A 26,694-nucleotide genomic window follows, 5' to 3' on the forward strand; every position below is an offset into this window, starting at 1 on the left:
CGTCGATTTCTACAACCACGAACGGTTGAAGTCGACGCTGACCGAAGGATATACAACCATCGCCCAGTACCGACAGGCACTGAGCGTATAAAAGCCCCCAGTGGTCCAAGAAATAGTCAGCACCCCCCCCGTCCATGCAGTACCCGAGGAGTAAGCGCCCTGGAGTAAGCATCCGGCGGTTAGCGCACGTAGGTGGATGCGACCACGTAGCCGTGGCGGTGCACCCACCGCCCCTCAAACACCGGCACTGGGGACGGGCGCGCCAAGAGCTGGGAGATGAACGTGCCGTCGGGACGCAGCTCAATCTCGGCCTCGTCGAAGCCCAGCCACCGCCGCGTCATGGGATACCAACACTTGTAGGTGGCCTCCTTGGCGCAAAACAAGAGGCGATCCGCCCAGCCGTATCCGTCCGCCTGCATCTGGCGCACCATTGCGGCTTCGGTCTCGCTCGCGATGGAGCGCAGCACCCCCTCGGGCAGCGGCTCGGCCGGCTCGGCGTCGAGGCCCAGGGATCGCACGTGGCGGGTGGAGGCTGCCACCGCCGCGCGCAGCCCGTCGGTGTGCGTGAGCGAGCCGGTGTACCCGCGAGGCCACAGGGGCATCCCCCGCTCCCCGCGCAGGATAGCGCCGGCGGACTTCAGACCGAGTTCCCGCAGCGCCTGGTGGGCGCACCAGCGGGCGTCGCCGAATTCGCCCTTACGCACGTCCACAGCCGAGCTGACCACGTCACGCTCCGCGGGGTGCAGGTGCTCGTACCTGGTGAGGTCCACTGCGCGTCCAGCGTTGCCGGTGAGGTAGAAGACGCACCGGGCTTCAGGAGGAAAGAGGGCAATGTCGTGCATCACTTCTCTACCTCCATAACGGGATACGGGAACGGCCGGGCGGACGGGTAACGCTCCCACTCGCGCGGGTAGCCGAGCGAGGCTTCAATGTGCGGAACGCCGTCCACCGTTGTCACCCCCGGCATGTGCAGGTGCCCGTAGACGACGGCCTGCGCGCCGTACCGCTGCGGCCACGTCCGCGTGTGCCGGGTGCCGCACCACAGCGCGATGTCGGACCACCGCATCTGCTGCACCGGCTCCTGCACCAGCGGCCAATGGTTGATCAGGATCGTGGGGCCGGTAATGCGGGAGAGCCGCTTCGTGGTGTAGGCGAGCCGGTCCCAGCACCAGGCGCGGATATCCACGAAGGGAGCGATGGCCATTTCGTCCGTCATTACCACATTGTTCTTGTGGGCGACCGCTAGTGCTTCGTCGACGGTGAGGTCGCGGGCGCGAAACGAGTAATCGTAGAGGGTAAACAACGGGCAGATGGTCACCCCGCTGAACACCGGGTAACGGTCTTCGGGCGTGATCACGCCGATGGAGCGCATGGCTTGGACCAACATCGTGTACCTGTCACGGCCCCGGTGCCGGTCCGCGGAGCGGCAAAACAATTCATGATTGCCCGGCACCCAGATCACGGTGTCGAACCTGTCCGCCAGCTCCCGCATCACCTGCACGACCAACTCCGGGCGCTCGGCCACATCGCCGGCGACGATAAGCCAGTCCGACGGGTCAGCGGGCCGGATGGCGTCAATCTGCGCGGCGTTGCGTTTCACCGCCGCGTGCAGGTCGCTGACGGCCCAAAGCGTGCTGGTCATTCCTCATTCCTACCATCGGCACCAGACACGGCCCACCGCATGGACCTAAAGCGCCACACCACACCAACCAGCCGGACAACAACCTGGGCGAGTTGCCCGGCCCAGATACCGGTCAGCCCCCATCCGAAGATGCCGGAGGCCACAATGATCGGCAGTGCAACGGCTAGCAGCGAAAACAGCGTGAGGTTGCGCAGAAACGCCGCGTCCGAGGCGCCGAGCAGCACCCCATCGAGGGCGAAGACCGCCCCGCCCGCAACGATCATGGCGATGAGCAAGAGCCAGGGCACCCGCAGCGTATCCATGACCTCCGGGTCCGAGGTGAACAGCCCTTGAATCTGGGCACCGAAGACCGCGAACACGCCGGACAACACCACAGCAAAAATCATCGAGTACCGTAGCGCCTGCAGCCCCACCGCCCGGGCCTGCGCCGCGCCCCCGCGGCCGAGTGCGGCACCCGTGAGCGTCTGCGCCGCGATAGCAAGCGAGTCCAGCACGAGGGTGAGGAAATTCCAGAGCTGCAGCATGAGCTGGTGCGCGGCCAGCGCCACCACGCCGAAACGCCCCGCCACGGACGCTGCGGTGAGCAACGACACCTGGAACGACAGCGACCGCAGAATCAAATCCCGCCCCAGCACAAGCTGCTGTTTAATCACATCCCACCGCGGCGCCCAGCTCCCGCCGTAGCTGCGGTGCTCACGGGCAAGCACCGCGACAAACAGCAGCGACGTTATCCCCATGCCAATGACGTTGGACACCGCCGACCCGACCAGCCCGTAGCGTCCCACGAGAACCGGCAGCAACGCGGCGCCTGGGATGAGCCCGCAGAGGGTGAGGTAGAACGGCAAACGGGTATTTTGCACCCCGCGCAGCCACCCGTTTCCCGCCATGATCACCAGCGTCATCGGCACAGCCAGGGAGGCCACGCGCATCCATTGCGCGGCCCGCACACTCGTGTCGTAATCCCCGGCCAGCGCCTGCGCGAGCGGTTGGGCGAACACCCCCACAACGAGGGCCAGCAGCGTGCCGACGCCCAAGGCCACCCACGTGGACTGGACACCCTCCGCCACCGCCTTGTCGCGTTGCCCCGCCCCGTAGAACCTGGAGCTGCGGGCGGTTGTGCCGTACGACAGGAACGTCAGCTGGGTAGTCACCGTGGACTGGATTGCCGCACCTGCCGCCAGGGCGGCGAGCTGCGCAGTGCCGAGGCGCCCGACGATGGCCGTATCCAGCAGCAGGTACAGCGGATTGGCGGCCAGCACACCCAGCGCCGGCAATGCGAGCAGGAGAATGTCGCGGCCGACGGAGCGGCCGGCTGTAGAGCGCGGTTTAGTCATGGGCCGAGGGGTGCTCCGGGAAGGCGTCGATAAGCTCGCGGATGATCGCGTCGCGGCTGCCGGCGGCGGAGTAGCCCGCTGCTGCCCGGTGCCCGCCTCCGCCGAGGCGCTGCGCGACAGCGGAGACATCCACCACGGTGGAGCGCAGGGACATAGCCCAGAATTTAGGGGCCTGCTCTTTCAGCACGACGCCCACGTCCGTGCCCTCGAGCGAGCGGGCGTAATCGATAATCGCCTCCACCGCTGTCTGGCTCATCCGGGAATGTATCCCCGCCGGGATGGTCAGCACCGCGAGCGAGAACCCTTTCGTGGGAACGATCTGGGTTTTGGAAAGCACAGCCCCCATTAACTGCAGATCCACTGGGCCCATCGTGTCCATGAGGTCCATCGCGATTTGCCGTGTGTTCAGGCCGAATTGCATTAGCTCTGCCGCCAGCTCGTGCATGCGCGGCGTGCCCCAGCGGAAGCTGCCGGTGTCCGTGACAAGGCCCGCGTACAAGCCGTAGGCGATGTCCTGGTCGAGCTCCGCGCCGAGGTAACCCAGCAACTCCCGCACCATGACGGTGGTGGACTCGCTTTCCACAATCAGGTTCATCCCGCCGAAACCTGGGTTGGTGTTGTGGTGGTCGATCACCACCACCCGGGACGGGTCGCTGAGAATCGCGCGCATGTGCGACCCCGTGCGGTCCGCAGAGGCGCAATCGACCGTAACCACTAGCCCGTCCGCAGGCAGCGGTTGATCGTAGAGGATCTCGTCCACGCCCGGGATAGTACGCATATTCGACGAGTGCGGCAGCGGCTGACCGATGTAGACCTGCGGGTCCGTACCCAGTTTCCGCAAGCCCGCGGCCAGCGCGCATGCGGAACCGATCGCGTCCGCATCCGGTTTGATGTGCGCGACCACTGAGACCTTGGCAGCGCGGCGCACACGGGAGGCGACGGCCTCGAACTGCGCCGCCGCCTCCGGGAAATACCTTGGGGGTTTAGGCATCGTCGCCCGTGTGCTTGTAGGGGTTGCTCTCCCCCGCCGGCTTCGCGTTCGCGCGCAGCTTGGCCAGCTCTTCGTCGCGCGCGCGAGCCCGGTTCAGCAGCTCCTCCATGTGGGCGGAGGACTCCGGGACGGTATCGCGCTCGAACGAGATGGTTGGTGTGAACCGCACGCTGAGCTGATCGCCGACAATCTTGCGGATCTGGCCACGGGCACGGTTCAGCGAGACCGCAGCCTGGTCGTGGTCCGGCTCGTCGTTGATGTCGCGCCCGCGCACCGTGTAGTACACGGTGGCGTCGTGGAGATCCCCGGTGACGCGGGCGTCGGTGACGGTGACAAGCTCCAGGCGCGGATCCTTGATCTCGCGCTCGATGGCGGATGCGACAATCGTCTGAATCTGCTTGGCCAGACGCTGCGCGCGAGGGTTCTCAGCCATACTCAACTCCTTTGTCCAAAACTTTCAATAGTGTAACCCCCGCCCAGCGCAACCATGCGCCGGACGGGGGTCCGCTTACTGCCTCAAGCGTGCAGGCGCTAGCCGCGCGGCACCTCGACCATCTCGTAGGTCTGGATGAGGTCGCCCACCTGGATATCCGGGTAGGACAGCACCATGCCGCACTCGTAGCCCTTGGCCACCTCGTTGGCGTCGTCCTTCTCGCGGCGCAGCGACTCGATGGTCGCGTCCGGCGTGATGACGTTGCCGTCGCGGACCAAGCGCAGCTTGGCGCCGCGCTTGACCTTGCCCTCGGTGACCATGCAACCGGCGATGAGGCCGACAGCGGAGGCCTTGAAGATCTGGCGGATCTCCGCCTCGCCCAGATCGCGCTCCTCGTAGATGGGCTTGAGCATGCCCTTGAGCGCGTTCTCCACGTCCTCGATGGCCTGGTAGATCACCGAGTAGTAGCGGATTTCCACGCCCTCGGCGTTCGCTTCCTCGGTGGCCTTGCCATCAGCGCGGACGTTGAAGCCGATGATGATGGCGTCCGACGCCGCCGCGAGGGTGACGTTGGTTTGGGTCACGGCACCGACGCCGCGGTCGATGATGTTGACCTCGACTTCGTCGTCGATCTCGATCTTGAGCAGGGCCTCCTCCAGGGCTTCCACGGAACCCGCGTTGTCGCCCTTGAGGATGAGGTTGAGCTGGCTGCGCTCCTTGAGGGCCTGATCCAGGTTCTCCAGGGACACACGCTTCTTGCTGCGCGCCTGCATCGCCGCACGGTGGCGTGCGTCGCGCTGGGCGGCAATCTGGCGCGCCACGCGGTCGTCCTCGACCACGAGCAGGTTGTCGCCCGGGCCGGGGACACCGTTGAGGCCTTGGACCTGCACCGGACGGGACGGGCCCGCCTCTTCCACGTCGTTGCCCCACTCGTCGACCATGCGGCGGACGCGGCCGAAGTTGCCGCCGACCACGATGGAATCGCCGACGCGCAGCGTGCCGCGCTGCACGATGACGGTGGACACCGGGCCGCGGCCGCGGTCCAGGTGGGACTCGATGGCCACACCTTGTGCGTCCATGTCCGGGTTCGCCGTCAGCTCGAGCGCAGCATCTGCGGTGAGCAAGACGGCCTCCAGGAGGTCGTCGATGCCCGTGCCCTGCTTCGCCGAGATGTCGATGAACATGGTGTCGCCGCCGTACTCCTCCGGAACCAGGCCGTACTCAGTGAGCTGACCACGGATCTTGTCCGGCTGAGCCTCGGGCTTATCTACCTTGTTCACCGCGACCACGATGGGCAGTTCCGCCGCCTTGGCGTGGTTGATCGCCTCAACCGTCTGCGGCATCACGCCGTCGTCCGCGGCCACCACGAGGATTGCCAGGTCCGTCGACTTCGCACCGCGGGCACGCATGGCGGTAAACGCCTCGTGGCCCGGAGTATCCAGGAACGTGATCTTGCGGGGCTCGTCCTCCAAGGTGACCTCGGTCTGGTACGCGCCGATACCCTGGGTGATGCCACCGGCCTCGCCGCGGCCCACGTTCGAGTGCCGGATGGAGTCCAGCAAACGGGTCTTACCGTGGTCGACGTGGCCCATGACGGAGACCACCGGCGGGCGCTGCTCCAGCGCCTCTTCGCCGCCCTCGTCCTCGCCGAACTGCAGGTCGAAGGACTCGAGCAGCTCGCGGTCCTCGTCCTCAGGCGAGACGATCTGCACCTCGTAGTTGATCTCGGCGCCCAGCAGCTGCAGCGTCTCCTCGGAAACGGACTGCGTCGCGGTCACCATCTCACCGAGGTTGAACAGCGCCTGCACGAGCGACGATGCCTCGGCATTGATCTTCTCAGCCAAGTCAGACAGGGTCGCACCCTGACGCAAACGAACGGTCTTGCCGCCGCCGTCAGGCAGACGAACGCCACCAATGACGTTCGGCTTGTGCATCTCTTCGTACTCGGCCCTCTTCTGGCCCTTGGACTTGCGGCGCTTACCCGGCGCACCACCCGGGCGCCCGAAAGCACCAGCGGTGCCGCCACGACGGCCACCGCGTCCGCGGAAACCGCCGCCCGGGCCGCCGAAGCCGCCCCGGTTCGGACCACCCTGGCCGCCACGCCCACGGCCACCGCCCTGGCCGCCGCGACCGCGACCGCCAGTTGCCGCCTTCGACGGCATCTGCTTCGGCGAGGGCCCAGCAGCCATATCAGCCGGAGACGGACGGGAGCCACCGCCCTGGCGTGCGCCACCCGGACGCGGACCACCCTGGCCCGGCCCCGGGCGACCCTGGCCCTGGCCCGGACGTCCACCACCCGGACGCGGCGGACGCTGCCCGCCACCGGCGTTGGAGGAGAACGGGTTGTTGGCCACGCGCGGACGCCCCGGCTTGGCTACCGGGCGCGGCATCGCGCCCGGCTTCGGGCCGTCGTTCTTCGCAGCCGGCTTCGGTGCCGCGGGCTTCGGCGCGCCCGGCTTCGGTGCACCGGACGGCTTTGGAGCTGCAGGCTTCGCAGCCGCCGGCTTTGCAGCAGGCTTCGGCGCGGCAGGCTTTGGCGCACCCGGCTTCGGAGCGCCAGCCGGCTTCGGCGCGCCCGGCTTCGGAGCCGACTGAGCTGCGGCGGGCTGTGCGGCCGGCTTTGGAGCTCCAGGCTTCGCAGCCGCCGGCTTTGCGGCAGGCTTCGGCGCGCCCGGCTTCGGCGCGCCAGCCGGCTTCGGCGCGGCGGGCTTCGCGCGGTTCTGGCCGGGCTTCTTCAGCGGCGGCTTCTTCGGCGCGGCTTCTTCCTTGTTCTGGTCAGCCGCATCCCCACCGCCGTTCTGCTTGGCGTAGTGGGCCTTCATCTTCTTCACAACGGGCGGCTCGATCGTCGACGACGCCGTCTTTACAAACTCGCCCTGCTCCTTGAGCGTGGCGAGCAGTTCCTTACTTGTTACGCCGAGCTGCTTGGCCAACTCGTGAACGCGTAGCTTTCCGGACACGTATCTCCTCTTGGTTGGTGCTAGGAGCGGTGCCCTTCGGCTACCTGCCCCTAGACGTGGTCAGTGACATTCATCGCTGATGCTGCTTCATCGTTGCGGACTCATCAGTGTTCAGTCTTTCCTTGTTCGTCTGGGTCGTTCACCTCGCCGCAGTTGCTTTGCGACGACGCAAGGTACGTACGTACATGACCTAGGTCCACCGCGGTGGACAGACGGAGCGCGCGCCCGAAGGCACGACGGTGTTCCGCCAGCTCGACTGCGTCCAGCGAGGGCGTGATCCACGCGCCACGGCCAGGAAGTTTCCTTCCCGGGTCCGCGAGGATCCGCCCCGGCACCTCCGGGTCGGCGACGACCCGCAGCAGCTGGGTATCCGGCTGCGCGGTACGGGTGGCGATACAGGTGCGGGTGCGAATCGGCTGCTTACGCGCAACGCCCATTCGCGATCCCTTCCTTCATCTGCTCACTCGGCCGCCGCACCCAAAGTGTGCGGACACAAAAGCCGTAGAACACTCTACGCCAAAACCCGCCGGATCTATATTTCCAGCGGGTTTGATGGTTACAACGGTGTGATTCCGTTGTGTATTCCAGTGAATACGGCTCGAGCGCTACTGCGCTGCGTCGGCGTCGGAGCGAATGTCGATCTTCCAGCCCGTCAAGCGGGCGGCCAGCCGCGCATTTTGGCCCTCTTTACCGATAGCCAGGGACAGCTGGTAGTCCGGCACAGTCACCCTGGCCGCCTGGGCCTCGCGGTCGAGCACCTCCACGCTTACTACCTTCGACGGCGCGAGCGAGTTGCCCACATATTTCGCCGGATCCTCGTCCCAATCGATGATGTCGATTTTCTCGCCGCCGAGCTCCCGCATGATGTTGGTGACGCGGGCGCCGCGCGGGCCAATGCATGCGCCCTTCGCATTCACGCCCTTCACCGTTGCGCGCACCGCCACCTTGGAACGGTGGCCAGCCTCGCGGGCGATGCCCACGATCTCCACGGAGCCGTCCGCCACCTCAGGCACCTCGAGCGCGAACAGGCCGCGCACCAGCTCCGGGTGGGTGCGCGACAGGTTCACCTGCACGCGCTTATCGCCCTTGTTCACGCCGACCACGTAGGCCTTGATCCGGTCGCCGTGCTTCAGCCGCTCCCCCGGGATCTTCTCCGCGGGCAGCAAGATGCCGTCCTGCGGATCCGCCTCGGTGCCGAGCTGGACGATGTTCAGGCCGCGCGATTCCGCCTGGGCGTCGCGCTGCACAATGCCGGAAACAACCTTGCCCTCGAAGCCGGCGTACTCGTCGTACACGCGGCCGGCCTCGGCCTGGCGCAGGCGGCCCTTGATCGCGTCGCGCACCGCCACCGAGCCGATGCGGGAGAAGTTCACCGGGGTGTCGTCATACTCGGAGATGACCTCACCGTCAGCGTTCAGTTCGCTGACGATGACCGCGACGTTGCCGGTCTCGGTATCAATGTCTACGCGGGCCTTGGCAGCCTCTTCTGCTTCCCCCTCCTTGAACTCGCGGTAGGAAAACAGCAGCGCGTTCGCAATGGTGCCCAGGAGGTCGTCCATGGGGATGCCTTGCTGTTCCTCGATCGCCTTCAGCGCGTTCAAGTCGATATTCACTTGTTTTCCTTCCCTGCCGTCGCAGCGGCCTCAAGATCTTCAAATGCGCGGTCCGCGAGCTGCATTTCTGCTGCCAGCGGCGCGTTGAACTCAATTTCTACCACTGCGCCGGACAATTCAGAAACCGACGAAATACGAATCTCTTCGTCCTTCTTCGTCGCTCGCACCAGCGCCACCTGCGTCTCGTCCGCGTTCAACGGGCCGAGGCGCCACAGCTCTTCGCCCACCTTCACTTTGCGCCCGCGGTTGCGGCGGAAGTGGCGCGCAGCCGTCAGCGGCAGATCAACGCCCGGCGTAGTCAGTTCCAGGGTGTAGCCCGCGCCGAAGTTCACCTCGCCGCGTTCCTCGGCGTCGTCGAAAAGCTGGGAAAGCTCGTTGGACACCGCCTCAAGCTCATCGAGCGTTGGGTGCGTATCCGAGTCAAGCGCGATCACCACCTGCGACTTCTTGCCAGCTTTCACCGTGCGGATTGCCTCGACATCCATGCCGTGGGTGTTCGCCACCGGCTCGACCAAGCGCTCAAGTGCCTCGTTTGTGGGAAAAGCCATGCCGACAAACCTAGCGTGTAACGTGCAGCGGGTGAAGAAACTCCTCCTGCTGCCAGCCGCCGCGCTCGTGCTGTCCAGCTGCACGGTGATGGACGTTGTCGGCCCGCGTGCTAACGGCGACATCATGGCGCTGGCGAAGCAGGCGTCCGCAGACTCGGCCGTCGGCGAGCCTGCCGGCGGGCAGTGGGCCGAGATGCGCAAGCGCCACGAGGAGGAGCTGCGTGGCGAGGCGCGCAGGCTGTGCGGCGTTGACCCGAACGGTCAAACCCCCAGCTCGTGCGACACGGCCTACGGCGACGCGGATCTCCCTGCCGCGGCGGACGCCGACGCGCTGGTCGAAAACACTGTCGCGGCCGCGCGAACGGTTCCCGCCGAGTCGGTGGACCTGGTTGTCGCCCAGGCTATCGACGCACTGACGCTCACCCCCGTTCACCTCGAGGCGGTCGCCGCAGATGTGACGAACGCCGCCGACAACGAGGCAGCCCGGAACATGCTGAGCCGGGAAAACGCCCTCGATTACGGTCTCGGCATCGCACTCGCCTCCGCCGACGTAGAGCAGAGGGCGCGCATTGGCGAGCTGCGCGAAGCGTCCCAGCAACGCGCCGCGGCTCTCGCGCGCGTAGTTGGCTCGACAAATGATGAGGCCCCTGTCCCCGCCGCCGGCTACGAATTCGCCGACGGCTATGCCGAGCCGGCCACCGCCGAGGAAGCTGCCCAGCTGGCGAGCTCCCTACAGGCGGACCTGGTCAAAGAGTGGCGCTTTACAGCCGCGCGCGCCGAGTCTGCGCAGTGGCGCGAGGACGCTATCCGCCTCGCCGCCCACGCCCAGCGCGCCTAGCGGCACGCCCATCCCGGCGAAATTACCCGCGGACGAGCTCCTGCACCTTGGCCACGATCTCGTCGGCCGGCACCTCCAGCGTCTCGCCGCCGCGGATACGCAGCTCCACCACGCCGTCGGCGAAGGAACGGCCGAGGATGACGATAAACGGCATGCCGAGCAGCTCGGCATCCTTGAACTTCACACCCGGTGACACCTTGGAGCGGTCGTCGAACAGCACTTCGAGGCCGGCGTCGGAAAGCTCCGCCACGATGCGGTCGCCAGCCTCAAGTGCTGCGGCGTCCTTGTTCGCCACCGCCACGTGCACCTGGTACGGCGCGATCTCGACCGGCCAGAGCAAGCCTTTGTCGTCGTGGCGCTGCTCGGCCACCACCGCGAGCATGCGGGAGATGCCGATGCCGTAGGAGCCCATGGTGGGCACTGCGCGCTTGCCGTTCTCATCCAGGATCTGCACGTCCATGGCCTCGGTGTACTTGCGGCCGAGCTGGAAAATGTGGCCCAGCTCGATGCCTCGGGCGAGTTCCACGGTGCCGTTACCGGACGGGGACGGGTCGCCCTCCTTGATCTCCGCAGCCTCGACGTAGCCGTCAACGGTGAAGTCGCGGCCCGCCACTAAGCCCACCACGTGCCGCTGCGGGGCGTCGGCGCCGGTGATCCAGGAGGTGCCCTCCACCACGCGCGGGTCCGCCAGCACGCGCACGCCGTTTGCCAGCAGGGCGCGCGGGCCGACGTAGCCCTTGACCAAGAAGTCGTTCTTGGCAAAGTCTTCCTCGGAGGCGAGCTCGAACGTCGCGGGCTCCAGCGACGCCTCGAGCCGCTTCTCGTCCAGCTCGCGGTCGCCCGGGATGAGCACGCCGACAAGCTGCGGGCCTACCGGCTGACCGTCCTCGTCGATTTCGCGCGGGTCGTCGACTTTCACCATCATGCACTTGAGGGTGTCGGCGGCTTCGGCGGAGCGGCCGTCGATAAGCACGCCGGCGCCCTGCGCCCACTCCACAAGTGCGGCGATGGTCTCGGAGGACGGCGTATCGTGTTCGACCGCCTCGGGCAGGCCGTCGAAGGAGCGCGGCTCGGGCGCAACCGTGGTCACAGCCTCGACGTTGGCCGCGTAATCGCCCGCGGTGGAGATGACGAAGGTGTCCTCACCGTTGTCGGAGTACGCCAGAAACTCCTCGGACGCGGAGCCGCCCATGGCGCCCGACGTAGCCTTGCAGATCTCGTAGCGCAGACCCACGCGGTCGAAGATGCGCTGGTACGCGGCCCGGTGCTTGGCGTATGACTGCTCCAGGCCCTCGTCCGTCATGTCGAAGGAGTAGCTGTCCTTCATCACAAACTCGCGCCCGCGCAGGATGCCGGCGCGGGGGCGCGCCTCGTCGCGGTACTTCGTCTGAATCTGGTACAGCGTGACCGGGAAGTCCTTGTAGGAGGAGTACAGGTCCTTCACCGCGGTGGTGAACATCTCCTCGTGCGTGGGGCCGAGCAGCATGTCCGCGCCCTTGCGGTCCTTCAGCCGGAACAGGTCGTCGCCGTACTCGGTCCAGCGGTTGGTGGCCTCGTAGGGCTCGCGCGGCAGCAGCGCCGGGAAGAGGAGTTCTTGGCCGCCCATTGCGTCCATCTCCTCGCGCACCACGCCCTCGATCTTGCGCAGGGCGCGCAGGCCCAGCGGCAGCCAGGAGTACACACCCGGCGCGGCGCGGCGCACATAGCCAGCGCGCACCAGCAGCTTGTGGCTGGGCACCTCAGCGTCGGCGGGATCTTCGCGCAGCGTGCGCAGGAACAGCGTGGACAGGCGTGTAATCATGGTTGGAAAGCTTACCGCTAGGGTTTGGCCCATGCTGATCGTGCTCCCACCTTCTGAAACCAAAGCGCCCGGCGGCACTGACGCGCCCATGCGCCTGTCGTTTCCCTCCCTCGACCCCGTGCGCACATCGCTTATCGACGTCCTCACGGCCACCCCCGTGGACACCCAGATGCACGAGTTGAAAATCCCCGCCGGCAAACGCGCGGAAGCCGAAGAGAACCTCGCACTGCGCGCGGCGCCGGTGATGCCCGCGATCCGGCGCTACACCGGGGTGCTCTACGACGCGCTTGACGCGTCGACCTTGGCTGATGAGGCCGTGTCCCGCCTGGCCGTGGGCTCGGCGTTGTTTGGGTTGGTGCGCGCGGGCGACATGATTCCGCGCTACCGCGTCTCCGGCGGAACCAAGGTGGGTGGGAAGACCATGAGGGCGTGGTGGGGCACATCGGTAAGCGATGTGCTCGCCCAGCAGGACTTCGTGCTGGACATGCGCTCCGGCGCCTACCAGCAGCTCGGGCCGGTCGCGGGAGCGCTGACGGTGCGCGTGGAGCAGGCAGACAACGGCAAAGTGGTCAGCCACTTTAACAAGCAGTACAAGGGCGAGCTGGCCCGCGCGCTTGCGCCGCATGACGCAGCGTCGGCCGAGGATGTTGCCGACATCGCTTCCGCCGCGGGCTTCGACGTTGCTGTCGACGGCACGCTGCTCACGATGCGTGTGTAGCCTGAGCGTTATGCCCGCCCACTACCGTCGCTACGCTGTGGCCGCGCTGATCTACGCCGCCGGGTTCGCCTACATCTTGCTGCGCTGGGACGCAATCCCCGACCCAGTGCCGGTGCACATCGGCCCCACCGGCGAGGCGGACGGATTCGCTCCCAAGACGCTGCTCAGCACGACTGCGCTGATCATCATCGGCATCGTCGTCTCTGCGGTGATGCCGCTGTTGCTGCCGCCGCGGGCGTTTGCCCGACGCACCGTCGACGTTCCGGCGGAGGACGCGCTGCCGTTTTCGGAGACGGTGGCCCGGCGCGTCGAGAAGCTTTGCGACACATCCGCTGACATGGTCTCCAAAATGATCCTCGCGATGGCCGCGCTATTCGCGGTATTGAACATCACCATGGTCGTACCCGACGTGAACCTGCCTATTTGGCTGGATATCGCGCTATGGGTCGGCTTTATCGTGTACGTGGTGGCGATGGGGATGCGCGTGACGTCCGCGAAGGACGGCATCGAACCGGACGCGGAGGAACAGGCGCGCAACGAGCAGCTGCGCTACCAGGGCGGGATGGGCACCTACTCGGCGCCGAACGACCCGATGGTCGCGGCGGTGCTGCCGTCGAACCCGGGCAAGATCGCGGTGAACACCGCGCACGCGCCGGGCAAGCGCTACGCGCGACGGCTGGCGCTTGCTGTGGTTGCGACAATCGGCGTGTGCGTCGTGCTTCCTTTCGTGATGTAGCGGGGGCTAAGCCGTCGCGGCCCGCAATTTATCGGTTTATCGGCCGGATCAAATTTATCGGTTTATCGGTCGCGTTATGCTGACCAGTATGAACAATCCCTTCCGCCCGACGTTCGGCGCGAGTCCCCTTGTCTGGGCCGGCCGCGCCACGGTGCTCACCGATTTCGAGCGCGCCATCTTAGGTTCCGCAGGTAATCCGGACCGGTCGATACTCATCTCGGGGTCCAGGGGCATCGGCAAGACGGTGCTGCTCACGGAGCTCGAGGATATCGCGTCGCGTCACGGCTGGATCGTGCTTCGCGCGTCCGCGCGGGAACAGATCGCAGAGTCGCTCATCCAGTCCGCTATCCCCGAAGCAATCAACAGGCTGTCCCCTCCGCAACGGCGCCAGATCACTGGGGTGTCTGTCGCAGGCATCGGCTCGGTGCGCACCGAGGTGGAGTCGCACGACCCGGCGCCCAGGCTGACCACCCAGCTCCGGGAGCTCATTTCCCACCTCCGCAGCACCGGGGTGCTCATCACCATTGACGAGGTGCAAGACGCCTCACCGGAAGACCTCACCCAGGTCGCCGTGGCGTACCAGGACCTGGTGCGTGATGATCTCCCGGTTGCGGTGGCGATGGCCGGACTGACCCACGGGATCAACACGCTGCTCGACCTGCCCGGCGCGACGTTTCTCCGACGCGCCCGCCACTACGAACTCGGCCCACTCACGCTGGAGGACGCGCACGCTGCGCTTGCAGACACGGCGCGCGACGGCGGGAGGTTGTTCACCGACGCGAAGCGGGCGGCCGAGTTCAGCAAGGGCTACCCCTACCTCGTGCAGCTGCTCGGCTTTTTGTCGTGGGAGGCCGCCGACGAGCTCGGGGTGGACAACATCGACGCCCATGCAGTGTCCGCCGCGATCCCGCGCACGCTTGAACGCCTCGGCGTCCAGGTCCTCCAGCCGGCGCTTAGGGATGTCCCGGCGCGGCAGATGGAGTACCTGCGTGCGATGGCCGAGATCGAGGACGAGACCCGCTCGTCTGAGATCGCATCGTCCGCGTTGGCGGAGGCCCTCGGCCGCCCAGCAACGTCGCTGTCCGACATTCGCGCCCGCCTGATTGAACGCGACTTGATCACCCCTGCCGGGTGGGGCCTCATCGAATTCGCTCAGCCGTACCTGGGCCAGTATCTCCTCGACCGTGGCCGCCCTCAGCGGATCAGCTAACACGGCCCACCTGCTGCAGGTACCGTCGCACCTATGACTGCCTCCTCGACACTCGACGCCGCGCGCGCCCTTCTCGCGGACGCCTCCCACATCGAGGTCTTCACCGGCGCCGGCATGAGCGCCGACAGCGGCATCGCCACCTACCGCGACGCGCAGACCGGCCTGTGGGAGAACGTGGACCCGCAGGATATGGCATCCATTGACGCGTGGCACGACGATCCGGACACCATGTTCGCCTGGTATCTGTGGCGCGCTCACCTCGCGCAGCAGGCGGAACCGAACGCGGGCCACATCGCCGTCGCAAAGTCGGCGAAGGTAACGGTGACCACGCAAAACATTGACAATCTCCACGAGCGCGCTGGCAGCAAGGACGTCGTCCACCTGCACGGCTCGTTGTTCGACTTTCGCTGCTCGCTTTGCGACGAGCACTTCGCCCAGCCCATCAACCTGCCCACAGAACCCGTGGCTGCGATCACTCCCCCGGCCTGCCCGGTGTGCGGAGGCCCAGTGCGCCCCGGCGTGGTCTGGTTCGGCGAGGCCCTGCCAGAAGCGGAGTGGAAGGAGGCGGAGCGACGTATGCGCACCGCGGACGCGCTGGTGATCGTGGGCACGTCCGGGGTGGTCTACCCCGCCGCCGGGCTGCCGCTCATGGCGCACGCGCGCGAAATCCCCATCATCGAGGTCACGCCGATGCGCACGGACTTGTCGCACTTGGCGGACATCGTCATCGAAGGCACCGCCGCAGGGGCCCTCCCCGCCCTCCTGGGCTAGCGGGTTGCCCGGAGCACCGTAAACGTCGTGTCACGCGCGACCTGCTCCACGGCACCGAACCGGCGCTCCACCTCACCGCGGTAACGCAGGTGCGAGTTGTGCACCAGATACAGCGAACCGCCGGGGGCAAGCAGGCGCACGGAGGCGTCGAGCAGATGCTGCACCAACGTGGCGTCAACGGTGGTGCCGTCGTGGAACGGCGGGTTGAGCGCGATGGTGTCGAAGGACGCGTCCGGCCAGCGCGAGCCGGCGTCGTCCCACGTCGCCTCCAACCCAATGGCGCGGGCGGAGAGCACCGCGTCGGCATCCGCGTCCGTTGCCAGCCCGCCCAGCCCCCGGGTGACCGAACCATTGCCGCATCCTAGGTCCAGCAGGCGGCCGCACTCGCCGGGTAGGCACGAGCGCAGCAACTCCCCGCCCCGGTCTGCCTTCGCGCCGGAGAAAACGCCGCCGACGGCGACGAGGCCGTCGTTACGCAATGGCTCATAGGTCACCTCCCGCGGCCCGGAAGCGACCAGACAACGGAACTTGCCGCGGCCGAGCGAGGCACCGACGTCCGTGAACGACTCCGCCAGCACCGCGTTCATACCGCGCGAGAGGTGCTTGTTGTTTGCGCCGAGCACGACGCGCACGTCGTGGTAACCCGCGCCCGCGATGGATCGCGCCAGGTAGTTGAGCCGCGCCAGCGACTTCGGCATCTCCCCGACCGCGACCGCTGAGCCGGACGCGCCGGTCAGGTACTCGTCTAGGCGCACGTCCCCGGCTACCTCGGCGCCGAGCGCCAGGGCTTCCTGGCTGCGCGAATAGTCCGGGTCGAGGAAAACCACCGGCGCGCCCTTTGCCACGGCAGCGCGGGTGAGGTCCATGGTCGGGTCGTGGCAGATCAGGACGGTCCCCAGCCACTCCTCCTGCACACCCTGAGAACCAGCTCCGCCGAACGCGACATCCCAGATCAAGCTATCCAGCGTGCGCAAGACCCGCGACCTCCCCAAAGACGTACACGGCGGGCGCACCGACGCCTTCGGCCTCCATCACGTCGGCCAGCGTCCCCGCAGTGGCAAAAAAGACACGCTGCGCGTCGGTCTCGCCCTCCTGGATCACGGCGGCGGGCGTCGCTGCGTCGAGGCCGGCCTCCACCAGCGCCCCCGCGATCGCGCGCACGTTGCGCACGCCCATCACCACCACGATGGTCCCGCCTGCGCGGGCCAGCGCGCCCCAGTCCACCAGCGACTTCTCGTGCCCCGGCGGCAGGTGGCCGGATGCGACCGTGAACGCGTGGGTGACGCCTCGCTGGGTCACCGGCACCCCGGCCGCCGCCGGCACCGACACCGCGGAGGTCACACCCGGCACGACCGAGCATTCCAGCCCGGCTGCCGCGCACGCCTGCAGCTCCTCAAAGCCGCGGCCGAACACGTACGGGTCGCCGCCCTTAAGCCGCACCACGTGCTTGCCCTGGTGCGCATAGTCGACCAGCATCTCGTTGATGCGCTCCTGCGCCACCTGCTTCGCGTACGGCAGCTTTGCTACGTCGACAACTTCCTTGCCGGTCAGGTCCAGAAAATCGCCCAACTCCGCTGCGGGGCCCAGGTGGTCGGCGAGGATCACGTCGGCAGCCTGCAGCGCGCGCAGGCCGCGGATGGTGAGCAGGTCCCACGCGCCAGGGCCGCCGCCGACAAGAGTGATGTGGCCTGTAGTCATAGCCATTCAGTTTAGGGTGGAGCTATGCAACGACCCCAGCTCGCCCACACGCTCGCCGACGCACTCCCGGAACTCGCGCACGAGGAGACGGGCACCCAATTTGAGAATCCGCAGCTTGTTGCGCTGAACGAGCCGCTCGCCCAGGAGCTCGGACTCGATGTCGCATGGCTGAAGTCTGACGACGGCCTAAAGCTCCTCTCCGGTGGCTACGGCGGCCACGCCATGGCCTACGCCGCGCACCAGTTCGGCCAGTTCGTGCCGCTGCTGGGTGATGGCCGCGCCCTCCTGCTGGGCGACATCGCTGGCCGCGAGATCCAGCTCAAGGGCTCCGGGCTGACCGCCTTTTCTCGCCCTGGTACCGACGGCGTTGGCGCCATCGGGCCGATGCTGCGCGAGCACCTGGTCTCGGCGTTCATGCACGCAGTCGGCGTGCCCACCACGCGCTCGCTTGCGGTGCTTAGCACCGGGGGCACCGTGATCCGGCAAAACGGGGCGGTTCCCGGGGGCATCGTGGTCCGCGTCGCCGAAAGCCACCTGCGCGTCGGGTCGGTGCAGTACGCCGCGACGCAATCCGAGGCCCTCACGCAAAAGGTGGTGAAGGCCGCCGGGTTCGACGACGCCGAAGACATGCTCCGCACTGTCACCCGCCGCCAATTCGATTTGGTGGCCCACTGGATGCGCCTCGGGTTTGTCCACGGCGTGATGAACACCGACAATGTCGCGCTCTCGGGCGAGACCATCGACTACGGCCCCTGCGCCTTTACCGAGCGCTTCGACGGGTCCGCAAGCTTTTCTTCCATCGACCGCCAAGGGCGCTACGCCTTTGGCAACCAGCCAAACATCATCGCGTGGAACATGGCGCGCCTGGCCGAGGCGCTCTACCCCCTGCTCGGGGCGGACACGGTGGACGAGTACGTCAAAACAGTTCAGGCGGAATGGGACACCGCCTGGCAGCGCTGGATCGGCGACGACCACGAGGGCCTCAACGCGGCGGCGGATATCACTACCTACAACCGCGAGCATGGCATCAACGGCGAGCCGGGCCCCATCTTCATCCCCCGCAACCAGATGCTGCAGGACGCGATCGACGCCGCGGAGCTGCACGGCGACTACACCAGGTACCACGAGCTGCTCGCCGCAGTGAGCGATCCGTACAACGAAAAGGCCGGGCCCAAATGGATGGCCCGGCCTGAGGGGCAGCTGCCCTACGTCACCTTCTGCGGGACGTAGAGCCGCCGCATCCCTCTGTAGAGCGGCAAGCGAGCGCTACAGCGTGTTCTCGTCGGTGTCGAGACCCAGGGTCTTCTGGGTCCACGCCCACTGCTCGTCGTAGGCCTCTTTGTCGCGCTTGAGGGACTTGCCGTACGTCGGGAACATCTCGTGCAGCTTGTCCGCCCAGTCGATCATGTGCTCGCCGAAGCAGCGCTCCAACAGCTCGATCATCGCGGCCGGGGTGATGGAAGCGCCCGGGGAGGCACCGAGCACGCCTGCGATGGTGCCGTTCTGGTCGTTGACCAGGGCGGTGCCGAACTCGAGGGTGCCGAAGCGCGGGAACGCGGCCGGCTTGATCACCTGCACGCGCTGGCCGGCGACCTCAACCTGCCAGTCCTTGCCGTCTGCGTCCGGGTAGTACTCGTGCAGCATGTCCACCTTGCCGTCGAAGTCGCGGAAGATTTCCTGCACCAGGTACTTCACCAGGCCGATGTTGGTCGCGCCGACGCCCAGGTAGGACGGGATGTTGTCCAGGCGGATGGACTTGAACAGATCCAGGTAGGAGCCTTCCTTCAGGAACTTCGGGCTCCAGCCGCCGTACGGGCCGAACAGCAGGGACTCCTCGCCGTCGACCACGCGCAGGTCCAGGTGCGGCACGGACATCGGCGGCGCGCCCACCTTCGCCTTGCCGTAGACCTTCGCCTTGTGCTGCTGCACCAACTCCTGGTTGGTGGTCTTCAGCCACATGCCGGAGATGGGGAAGCCCGCGTAGCCGTGGACCTCCGGCACGCCGGCCTTGCGCAGCAGGTCGAGGGCGTAACCGCCGGCGCCGACGAACACGAACCGGGCGCGCACAACCTGCTTGTCGCCGGTGTGGACGTTTTTGACGGTGACCTTCCAAAAGTTGCCCTCGCGCTTGATGTTGGTCACCTCGCGCCCGTAGCGGATCTCGGTGCCGTTCTTCTTCGCCGCGTCGAGGAACTGCTCGGTGAGGGAGCCGTAGTTGATGTCGGTACCAACGTTGGTCCAAGAGATCGCCACCGGCTCCGCGTCAAAGTCGCGTCCCTTGGACATCAGCGGCAGCTTCTCGGCGAAGGTGTCGCGGTCGTCCGTGAACTGCATGTCAGGGAACATGTGGTTCTCGGAGAGCTTGTCGTAGCGCTTACGCAGGTACTTGATCTGGTCTTCGCCCTGCGCGAACGAGACGTGCGGGACGGGGTTGATAAAGGCGCGCGGCTCCGTGAGCACGCCGTTTTCCACCTGGTAGGACCAGAACTGGCGGGAGAGCTGGAACTTCTCGTTGATCGCCATCGCCTTGGACACGTCGATGCGGCCGTTCTTTTCCGGCGTGTAGTTCAGCTCGCACAGGGCCGAGTGGCCGGTGCCCGCGTTGTTGAACGGAAAGGAGGACTCTCCCGCCGGGCCGTCGAGGCGCTCGAAGACCATCTGGGACCAGTCCGGCTCCAGCTCGTGCAGCATCGAGGACAGCGTGGCGCTCATGATGCCGGCGCCGACGTGCAGGATGTCAACCTCGTCCGCGTACTTTTTACCACCGTTGTCAGACATACGTAGTCATCCTTTGAGGGTTTGAACGTTTGGGAGTGGTGACCATATTACGTCCCCCTTGCTCACAAGGGTGCAACGGCTTGACGACGGCCACAGGTTGTCCCCGTAGCTGTCAGTATCATCGTCGACATGACTGACCGCGAGATCGAACTGAACTGGCAACCAGACGTCCTCGGCAGCGGCTTTGAACAAGCCGTGCTCCCCCAGGGCAAGGACCCCGACAGCGGCACTCGCGTGGAGGCGGTGCTGGTGCGGGACGTGCGCGCGTCGGAAAGCTCCACGCGAAAGCCGGCGGTGCTGTGGGTCCACGGCATGTCCGACTATTTCTTCCACACCCACGTTGCGGACGAGTTCGCTGCGCACGGCTACCCGTTTTACGCGCTGGATTTGCGCAGGTGCGGGCGCGCGTTGCGCAAGGGCGAGCGTCCGCACTTTACGTTGAGCATGCGCCGCTACTTCCCGGAACTGACGCAGGCGCTGAATATCCTGGCCCGGGAGCACGGATCGGTAGTGGTGCTGGCCCACTCCACTGGCGGGTTGATCGTGCCGCTGTGGGCGGACCACCTGCGCCGCGAGGAACCGGAAGAGCACGCCAAGCTCGCGGGCATAATTCTGAACAGCCCGTGGCTGGACCTGCAATTCCCGTCGTGGCAGGTCGCGGTGTTGAAGCCCGTGCTGAACACGCTCGGTGCGGTGTTTCCGTCGCTGCCGTTGCCGCACGGCGGGGAGGGCACGTACGGCCGGTCCATCCACAAGGACGAGCACGGCGAGTGGGACTTCAACACTGCGTGGAAGCCCATTGACGGCCACCGCAAGTACCTCGGATGGATCCGCGCGGTGATCAAGGGCCAGGAACAGATCCACGCTGGAAACGTTGATACCGGTGTGCCCACGTTGACGCTGCGGTCCTCCCACTCCTACCTCGGTGAGAACTATTCGCCCGCAGCCGATACGGCGGACACAGTGCTCGATGTGGACCAGATTCAACGCTGGGCACCGACACTGGCCAAAGATGCTGAGATAGAGGTCGTCGACGGCGCCCGCCACGACGTGTTCCTCTCCGAGCGTTTCGCCCGCGAGGCCGCGTTTAAGTCGGTGTTCGCGTGGCTCGACGGCCGCAACTAACCCGCAACTCTTTTGGAGGATGATTCCATGCCCGACGTGACGGACGAGACACAGGAAGCAACGCAGTACGACGTGATCATCGTGGGGGCGGGTTCGGGTAACTCCATCCTCACCCCGGACTTCGACGACAAGAAGGTCGCGATGGTGGAAAAAGGGGCGTTCGGCGGGACGTGCCTGAACGTGGGCTGCATCCCCACCAAGATGTACGTGCTCGCCGCGGAGCACGCGTTTGCGGCGCGTGAGGCGGGAAAGCTCGGCGTGGACCTCGAGTTCAAGGGCGCCGACTGGCCGGCGATTGTGGAGCGTGTCTTTGACAGGCGTATCGACCTCATCTCGAAGGGCGGCGAAGACTACCGCCGCAACGGTTGCCCGAACGTGGCCGTCTACGACATGGAGGCGTCGTTTGTCGCCCCGAAGACCTTGAAGACGGGCCGGGGCGGCGAGGAAGAGCTCATCACCGCCGAGACGATCATCCTCGCCGCGGGCGCCCGGCCCTTCATTCCCGAGTGGGCGCACAACGTGCCGTTCCACACCAACGAGGACATCATGCGGCTTGAGCACCAGCCCAAATCGCTCACCATTGTCGGCGGCGGCTTCATCGCCATGGAGTTCGCGCACGTCTTTGACGCACTGGGAACGGACGTGACCGTGATCAGCCGCTCGCAGCTGCTGCGCAAGCTGGATAAAGACATCGCGGAGCCGTTCAACGCGATTGCCGCCGAGCGCTACACCACCCACATCGGCCGCACCATCACGGACGCTGCCGAGACGGACGCGGGCGTCGCGCTGACACTTGACGACGGCACCGTGGTCACCTCCGAAGCCCTCCTCATCGCCACCGGTCGCGTGCCGAACAGCGACACGTTAAACGTGAGCGCCGGCGGCATCGACACGCACTCTGACGGCCGCGTCGCCGTCGACGAGTACGGGCGCACCACTGCAGACGGGGTCTGGTCCCTCGGCGACCTGTCTTCGCCGTACCAGCTCAAGCACGTGGCAAACGCTGAGCAGCGCGCCGTTACCCACAACGTCCTGGCAGCGTGGAACGGCGGCGACGAAACCTCGCTCGTGCCGCTACCGCACGATCACGTACCGTCCGCGATTTTTACCCACCCGCAAATCGCCACGGTGGGCATGACCGAAGACCAGGCGGTGGACGCCGGTTACGACGTCACGGTGAAGGTGCAGAACTACGGCGACGTGGCCTACGGCTGGGGCCTCGAGGACTCCACCGGTGTAGTCAAGCTGGTGGCGGACCGCTCCACCGGCGCCCTGCTGGGCGCCCACTACATGGGCCCCCAGGCCTCCACCCTGATCCAGCAGATGATTACTGTGATGACCTACGGCCTCGACCTCAGGGAGTTCCCCCGTTCCCAGTACTGGATCCACCCCTCCCTGGCCGAGGTGACGGAAAACGCGATTCTCGGTCTCGACCTGGAGTTCAAAGGCGTCTAGCCTTCCCCATATCGGGGGGTGACGGAAGGTTAACAGCAGTTTCTCGTGCTGCAGCGGAAATGCGCACGTGGAGACAGGTCGATTAACCGGGCGTTTACCCCGGATTCACTCCTGGGACGCGTTCTATTCGAATTGTGAATGTTTCCCACGACAACTCACATCTTTCTCGCAGTTTTGCGCTAGCTTCATTGCTGACACCGGGGCCGAGCCCAGCACAGGGTTGCTTCCGGCCCAGGGGACCGCAGCCCCTGGACTTCTTCGGATTTCACCCGGGCGTCGTGCAAGCACTAGCAGAGAAGGATTTCGTTTCATGCGCAATTTCCGCCAGGTAGCCCTCGCCGGCGCTACCGCCCTCGCCGTGACGTTCGGTTCCACCGCGGTGGCATCCGCTGATACCGAGCCCACGAAGGTAGAGAGTGGCCCCTCCCTTTCCCACAAGATCGGCAAGCACCTCGAGTCTGACCAGGAAGCAGATGGTCGCGAAATCTTCGGCGTCCAGAAAGAGGGCTTCGAGACGCAGCCGGCGTGGGCCAAGCTGCTGTACGGCCTGCTGGTCTTCAACAGCGCCGCCGCCTTCTTCGGCCTCGTTGTCGGCCCCGCCTACAACTTCATCGTCCACGGCCCGATCAACTTCCGCTAGCGGCTGCCCGCTTCCGAGACTTGAGAATCTGAGAGAGAGACCGACATGCGTAACTTCCGCAACGCTGCCCTCGCTTCCGCAACCGCCCTCGCCATCGCCGCTACCGGCACCACCGCCGCTTTCGCGAATGAGGAGGGTGCCGGCGAAGATGCAACAGGCCAGGGCAAGGTAGAGTGCTACAAGGAGCGAGATCAGTACGACAAAGGTGGCCCGCTGGGCGTGCTGTTCAAGGGCACCGCATGCGACGGCGACAAGTCGGTGAAGGAGATCATCTCCGATGGCTTTGAAGGCCTCCGCAATGGCCAGGGTTCCTCGCAGTTCCTGCCCAAGGGCGACCGGGAAGAAAAGTTCGACATCACCGACGCAGCGGGTAAAGAGACCTACTGGCAGGTGCTTCCCCAGTGGGCTCGCCTGTGGATCGACGCTACGGCCATCACCGGCATCGGCGCGTTCGTTGGCCTGGTCATCGCCGGCGTGAACTTCGCCTCCTACAACGGCTTGGTCCAGCTTCCGGAGTTCCCGCTGCCTCAGCTCTAAGCCCTGCGGCTGAAAGCTCAAACCCCCGTCACGCTGTGACGGGGGTTTCCCGCTGCCGCGCAGCTACGCGGAAGGCCGGCGCTGCCGCCCGACGGTATGGGTCACTCCCCCAGCATGTGTTGCCCCGCGGCAACATCTGCGTCGGGGATAGTAAGGATCTCGTTCCCTTCGTCGGTGATCACCAGCGTGTGCTCAAACTGGGCGGTGTACTCGCCGTCGATGTTCTGGACGGTCCAGCCGTCGTCCCAGATGCGGTACGGCAGCTCGCCGAGGTTGATCATCGGCTCGATGGTCAGGGTCATGCCCGGCTCCAACACGTCCGTGTAGGCGTCTGAGTCGTAGTGCAGCACGACCAGCCCGTTGTGGAAGGTGGGGCCGACGCCGTGGCCCGTGAAATCGGTGACCACGTTGTAGCCGAAGCGCTTGGCGTACGACTCGATGACTCGGCCAATTACGTTGATCTGCCGCCCGGGCTTGGCCGCCTTGATGCCGCGCATCAACGCCTGATACGTGCGGTCCACGAGGTCCTTGTGCTCCGGTGCAACCTGGCCCGCGAAGAAGGTGGCGTTGGTGTCGCCGTGCACCCCGTTCTTGTAGGCGGTGACGTCGATGTTGACAATGTCGCCCTCCTGGATCACCGTCGTGTCCGGGATGCCGTGGCAGACGATTTCGTTCAGCGAGATGCAGCTGGACTTGGGGAAGCCGCGGTAGCCGAGCGGGGACGGGTACGCGCCGTGGTGGATGAGGTAGTCGTGGACAATCCCGTCGATCTCGTCGGTGGTCTTGCCGGGGGCCACGGCCGCGCCCGCCAGTGCAAGCGCGTTGGCCGCGATCTTGCTGGCCTCGCGCATCGCCTCGATCGTCTCCGGGGTCTGGATGAACGGCTCCCCGATGTTTTCCTGGACGTCGTCGTTCCACACGTACTCTGGACGCTCAATGGATTTCGGTACCGCGCGCTCCGGCGTGGGTTTTCCCGGGGTAAGTAAGCCTCGTTGATTCATGGCTTCGATGGTAGTCCCGCGGTCAAACGGGCAAAGCGCACGGAAGAGGTCTATTCGTTTGGCGAGCCCAGGTTGACCAGCATCCGGTCAGTGACCGCGACCGCGGCTTCCGAGCCGCCGCCGAGCACCACCAAGGTAGCGAAGGCGATGTCGTCGTCCGCCCTGTATCCGGTGAACCACGCGTGCGACCCGCCGTTGATTTCCGCCTCGCCGGTTTTGCCGCGGATGTCGCCGCTGGCACTCATACCTCCCGCGGTGCCGCCGGGCGCGGTCACGGCGGCCATGAGTTGGCGGAGCTCGCCGATAGCCTTCGCGTCCACTGGCGCCGGTGTCTCATTGACCCGGGTTTCCTCGCCCTCCACCAGGTACGGCTCCGGCAACGAACCCCGCGCCGCGGTGGCGGAGACCAGGGCCATGCCGAACGGGCTGGCCAAGTCCAGGCCCTGGCCGTACCCGGCCTCAGTGCGGTCAAGGGGTTCCTCCCCCTCCGGAATGGAGCCCGTGATCGTCTCCACACCGGGGATCTGCATATCCAGGCCAAGGCCGAACTGTTTGCCCAGCGCGTTCAGCTCACCCGGCGCCAGTTTCGTCGAAATGTCCGCAAAGGTGGTGTTGCACGAGCGCGCGAACGCCGTTTCCAGCGGCACTGTGCCGAGGCTGAACCCCGCGTAGTTTGTCACGGTGCGGCCGTAGATATTCATGGCCCCAGGGCACGGCACCGCCGAGGCGGGCTCAAGGCCCTGCTTCGTCAGCGCCGCAAAAGCGGTGAGGATCTTAAACGTGGACCCCGGGGGGTATTGGCCCATGGTGGCCAGGTTGCCCTCGGCGTCTGCCGCAGGCGTCTGCGCAATCGCGAGGATCCCGCCCGTCGATGGGCGGAGAGCCACAATCATGGCTTGCTGCCCGGCCACTGGCTCGAGCGCGTCCTCGGCGGCGCGCTGCACCCGATGGTCGAGGCTGATGTGGACGGCTGGCGCGGGAGCCGCGTCGACGCGTTTGACTTCCTCGTAGGACGCGCCGTTTTCGTTGACCACATCGACGCTCCACCCGGCATCGCCCTCGAGGTCGTCGCGGACCAGCTCCCCCACGCGAGCCATGATGTCCGGGGCGAAATCCGGTTCCGTATTCACCATCGCGGCTTCCTCGTTGAGCCGCACGCCCGGTTCGCCAGCAAGCGCAGACTCAAACGCGTCGCGCGCAGGCGCGGGGACCACGGCCACCGAGTACGTCCCGGTCGCCGCGGACAGCTCGTTGGCCAGGCCGTCCGGGTCGCGCAGGGGGACGCCCCGATCCGTCTCGTGTGCCGCGGCCAGTGCCGCGCTGATCGCGGACGCCGCGGAGCGCGCCGAGCGCATGGTGTCGGTATCCACCAACACGCGGTGCGCGGTGCCGGGCCTGAGCAGCTCCACCCCGTCGCTTGAGACCACGCTCGCCTGCTCGGGCGCGACCGAACGCAGTTCTAGGTGCTGGTTCGCCCCGAGGCGCGGGTGGAGCATCGAAGGCTGCCAACGCACGTTCCACGCGTCACCGCTTTGGGTCAGCGTCATTTGCGCCGTGTAGGTCAGGTCCCGCTCGCGCGGGAGGTCCCAGCGCAGCTCGTAGGACGCGGTGGCTACGTTGCCGTCCTGGGTAACACCCAGGAGGGACGCGCTCAGGCCCTCCGCCTGGAGGCCGTCCCACGTGTCGTGCAGGGAAGACTCGGCAGCCCCCGCATTATCGACGAGCGACGCGTTAACCTCGCGTTTCTCTAACGCGCCCAGAAAGGATTCAGCGGCTGGCTCCGCGTCATTGGGGCGCGGAGTGCAACTGCCCAGTACCGCCCCGAGTGCAACCGCCACAACCCCCGCCACACTGCGACGGAGCAT

At 66.3% G+C, this 26,694-nt stretch carries 25 protein-coding genes; 10 read left to right on the top strand and 15 right to left on the bottom strand.

Annotation, left to right across the window (positions count from 1 at the left end):
* Positions 1–179: 179 nt before the first annotated feature.
* From HF989_RS04605 to rimP, 9 genes are all read right to left on the bottom strand, one after another.
* Positions 180–842, bottom strand: a complete 663-nt coding sequence (locus HF989_RS04605) for a 4'-phosphopantetheinyl transferase family protein (protein WP_168684320.1) — start codon at positions 840–842, stop codon at positions 180–182.
* Complete coding sequence (locus HF989_RS04610; protein ID WP_168684322.1) at positions 842–1,642, bottom strand: metallophosphoesterase family protein; 801 nt, start codon at positions 1,640–1,642, stop codon at positions 842–844. The genes HF989_RS04605 and HF989_RS04610 overlap by 1 nt, the downstream gene beginning before the upstream one ends.
* Positions 1,639–2,976 carry an MATE family efflux transporter gene (locus HF989_RS04615; RefSeq protein ID WP_168684324.1) on the bottom strand — a complete coding sequence of 446 codons (1,338 nt, stop codon included), beginning with the start codon at positions 2,974–2,976 and terminating at the stop codon, positions 1,639–1,641. Before HF989_RS04615 ends, HF989_RS04610 begins: the two co-directional genes overlap by 4 nt.
* Positions 2,969–3,967 (bottom strand): DHH family phosphoesterase, encoded by a 999-nt coding sequence (locus HF989_RS04620; RefSeq protein ID WP_168684328.1) that lies wholly within the window; start codon positions 3,965–3,967, stop codon positions 2,969–2,971. Before HF989_RS04620 ends, HF989_RS04615 begins: the two co-directional genes overlap by 8 nt.
* Positions 3,960–4,400 (bottom strand): 30S ribosome-binding factor RbfA, encoded by a 441-nt coding sequence (gene rbfA, locus HF989_RS04625; protein ID WP_168684332.1) that lies wholly within the window; start codon positions 4,398–4,400, stop codon positions 3,960–3,962. The genes HF989_RS04620 and rbfA overlap by 8 nt, the downstream gene beginning before the upstream one ends.
* 98 nt (positions 4,401–4,498) lie before the next feature.
* Positions 4,499–7,360, bottom strand: a complete 2,862-nt coding sequence (infB, locus tag HF989_RS04630; protein ID WP_168684334.1) for a translation initiation factor IF-2 — start codon at positions 7,358–7,360, stop codon at positions 4,499–4,501.
* A gap of 104 nt (positions 7,361–7,464) precedes the next feature.
* Positions 7,465–7,797: a YlxR family protein gene (locus tag HF989_RS04635; protein WP_168684336.1), complete on the bottom strand. Its 333-nt coding sequence runs from the start codon at positions 7,795–7,797 to the stop codon at positions 7,465–7,467.
* A gap of 168 nt (positions 7,798–7,965) precedes the next feature.
* Positions 7,966–8,973 (bottom strand): transcription termination factor NusA, encoded by a 1,008-nt coding sequence (gene nusA, locus HF989_RS04640; protein ID WP_168684337.1) that lies wholly within the window; start codon positions 8,971–8,973, stop codon positions 7,966–7,968.
* Positions 8,970–9,521 (bottom strand): ribosome maturation factor RimP, encoded by a 552-nt coding sequence (rimP, locus tag HF989_RS04645; protein ID WP_168684339.1) that lies wholly within the window; start codon positions 9,519–9,521, stop codon positions 8,970–8,972. Before rimP ends, nusA begins: the two co-directional genes overlap by 4 nt.
* Positions 9,522–9,552: 31 nt before the next feature.
* Here rimP and HF989_RS04650 point away from each other — a divergent pair, with 31 nt between their 5' ends.
* Positions 9,553–10,359, top strand: a complete 807-nt coding sequence (locus HF989_RS04650; protein WP_343033547.1) for a DUF4439 domain-containing protein — start codon at positions 9,553–9,555, stop codon at positions 10,357–10,359.
* A 22-nt stretch (positions 10,360–10,381) separates the two neighbouring features.
* Here HF989_RS04650 and HF989_RS04655 read toward each other — a convergent pair whose 3' ends face one another.
* Positions 10,382–12,160, bottom strand: coding sequence for a proline--tRNA ligase (locus tag HF989_RS04655; RefSeq protein WP_168684340.1), 1,779 nt, complete (start codon positions 12,158–12,160; stop codon positions 10,382–10,384).
* Positions 12,161–12,191: 31 nt separating this feature from the next.
* Between HF989_RS04655 and HF989_RS04660 the strand changes: the two genes are divergently transcribed.
* The 4 genes from HF989_RS04660 to HF989_RS04675 all read left to right on the top strand — a co-directional run bounded on the left by HF989_RS04660 (position 12,192) and on the right by HF989_RS04675 (position 15,595).
* Positions 12,192–12,878 carry a YaaA family protein gene (locus tag HF989_RS04660; protein ID WP_168684342.1) on the top strand — a complete coding sequence of 229 codons (687 nt, stop codon included), beginning with the start codon at positions 12,192–12,194 and terminating at the stop codon, positions 12,876–12,878.
* Between the two features lie 10 nt (positions 12,879–12,888).
* Positions 12,889–13,614, top strand: coding sequence for a DUF1648 domain-containing protein (locus tag HF989_RS04665; RefSeq protein WP_168684344.1), 726 nt, complete (start codon positions 12,889–12,891; stop codon positions 13,612–13,614).
* Positions 13,615–13,702: 88 nt separating this feature from the next.
* On the top strand, positions 13,703–14,824 hold the full coding sequence (locus HF989_RS04670; protein ID WP_168684346.1) for an ATP-binding protein: 1,122 nt from the start codon (positions 13,703–13,705) through the stop codon (positions 14,822–14,824).
* A 33-nt stretch (positions 14,825–14,857) separates the two neighbouring features.
* Positions 14,858–15,595 (top strand): NAD-dependent deacylase, encoded by a 738-nt coding sequence (locus HF989_RS04675; protein WP_168684348.1) that lies wholly within the window; start codon positions 14,858–14,860, stop codon positions 15,593–15,595.
* Here HF989_RS04675 and HF989_RS04680 read toward each other — a convergent pair.
* Positions 15,592–16,551 (bottom strand): class I SAM-dependent methyltransferase, encoded by a 960-nt coding sequence (locus tag HF989_RS04680; protein WP_246233803.1) that lies wholly within the window; start codon positions 16,549–16,551, stop codon positions 15,592–15,594. The genes HF989_RS04675 and HF989_RS04680 overlap by 4 nt on opposite strands.
* Position 16,552: 1 nt before the next feature.
* Positions 16,553–17,293: a uroporphyrinogen-III C-methyltransferase gene (cobA, locus tag HF989_RS04685; RefSeq protein ID WP_168684351.1), complete on the bottom strand. Its 741-nt coding sequence runs from the start codon at positions 17,291–17,293 to the stop codon at positions 16,553–16,555.
* Positions 17,294–17,317: 24 nt separating this feature from the next.
* On the opposite strand from cobA, the gene HF989_RS04690 reads away from it, so the two are divergent.
* The gene (locus tag HF989_RS04690; protein ID WP_168684353.1) at positions 17,318–18,523 is read left to right on the top strand and encodes a protein adenylyltransferase SelO family protein; all 1,206 of its coding nucleotides are present in this window, start codon (positions 17,318–17,320) and stop codon (positions 18,521–18,523) included.
* A gap of 36 nt (positions 18,524–18,559) precedes the next feature.
* Here the strand turns inward: HF989_RS04690 and mqo are convergent, their stop codons facing one another.
* The gene (gene mqo, locus HF989_RS04695) at positions 18,560–20,071 is read right to left on the bottom strand and encodes a malate dehydrogenase (quinone) (RefSeq protein WP_168684355.1); all 1,512 of its coding nucleotides are present in this window, start codon (positions 20,069–20,071) and stop codon (positions 18,560–18,562) included.
* Between the two features lie 129 nt (positions 20,072–20,200).
* On the opposite strand from mqo, the gene HF989_RS04700 reads away from it, so the two are divergent.
* From HF989_RS04700 to HF989_RS04715, 4 genes are all read left to right on the top strand, one after another.
* Positions 20,201–21,196, top strand: coding sequence for an alpha/beta hydrolase (locus HF989_RS04700; protein ID WP_168684357.1), 996 nt, complete (start codon positions 20,201–20,203; stop codon positions 21,194–21,196).
* 27 nt (positions 21,197–21,223) lie between these two features.
* Positions 21,224–22,651 (top strand): mycothione reductase, encoded by a 1,428-nt coding sequence (gene mtr, locus HF989_RS04705; protein WP_168684359.1) that lies wholly within the window; start codon positions 21,224–21,226, stop codon positions 22,649–22,651.
* Positions 22,652–22,961: 310 nt separating this feature from the next.
* The gene (locus tag HF989_RS04710) at positions 22,962–23,291 is read left to right on the top strand and encodes a hypothetical protein (protein ID WP_168684361.1); all 330 of its coding nucleotides are present in this window, start codon (positions 22,962–22,964) and stop codon (positions 23,289–23,291) included.
* A 45-nt stretch (positions 23,292–23,336) separates the two neighbouring features.
* Positions 23,337–23,828 (top strand): hypothetical protein, encoded by a 492-nt coding sequence (locus HF989_RS04715; protein WP_168684363.1) that lies wholly within the window; start codon positions 23,337–23,339, stop codon positions 23,826–23,828.
* Between the two features lie 101 nt (positions 23,829–23,929).
* On the opposite strand, the gene map is transcribed toward HF989_RS04715, so the two are convergent.
* Both map and HF989_RS04725 read right to left on the bottom strand, forming a co-directional pair.
* Positions 23,930–24,829 carry a type I methionyl aminopeptidase gene (gene map / locus HF989_RS04720; protein WP_168684365.1) on the bottom strand — a complete coding sequence of 300 codons (900 nt, stop codon included), beginning with the start codon at positions 24,827–24,829 and terminating at the stop codon, positions 23,930–23,932.
* 50 nt (positions 24,830–24,879) lie between these two features.
* Positions 24,880–26,694 carry a penicillin-binding transpeptidase domain-containing protein gene (locus HF989_RS04725; protein WP_168684367.1) on the bottom strand — a complete coding sequence of 605 codons (1,815 nt, stop codon included), beginning with the start codon at positions 26,692–26,694 and terminating at the stop codon, positions 24,880–24,882.

This window comes from Corynebacterium mucifaciens (genome assembly GCF_012396315.1).
Taxonomy (GTDB): Bacteria; Actinomycetota; Actinomycetes; order Mycobacteriales; family Mycobacteriaceae; genus Corynebacterium; species Corynebacterium mucifaciens.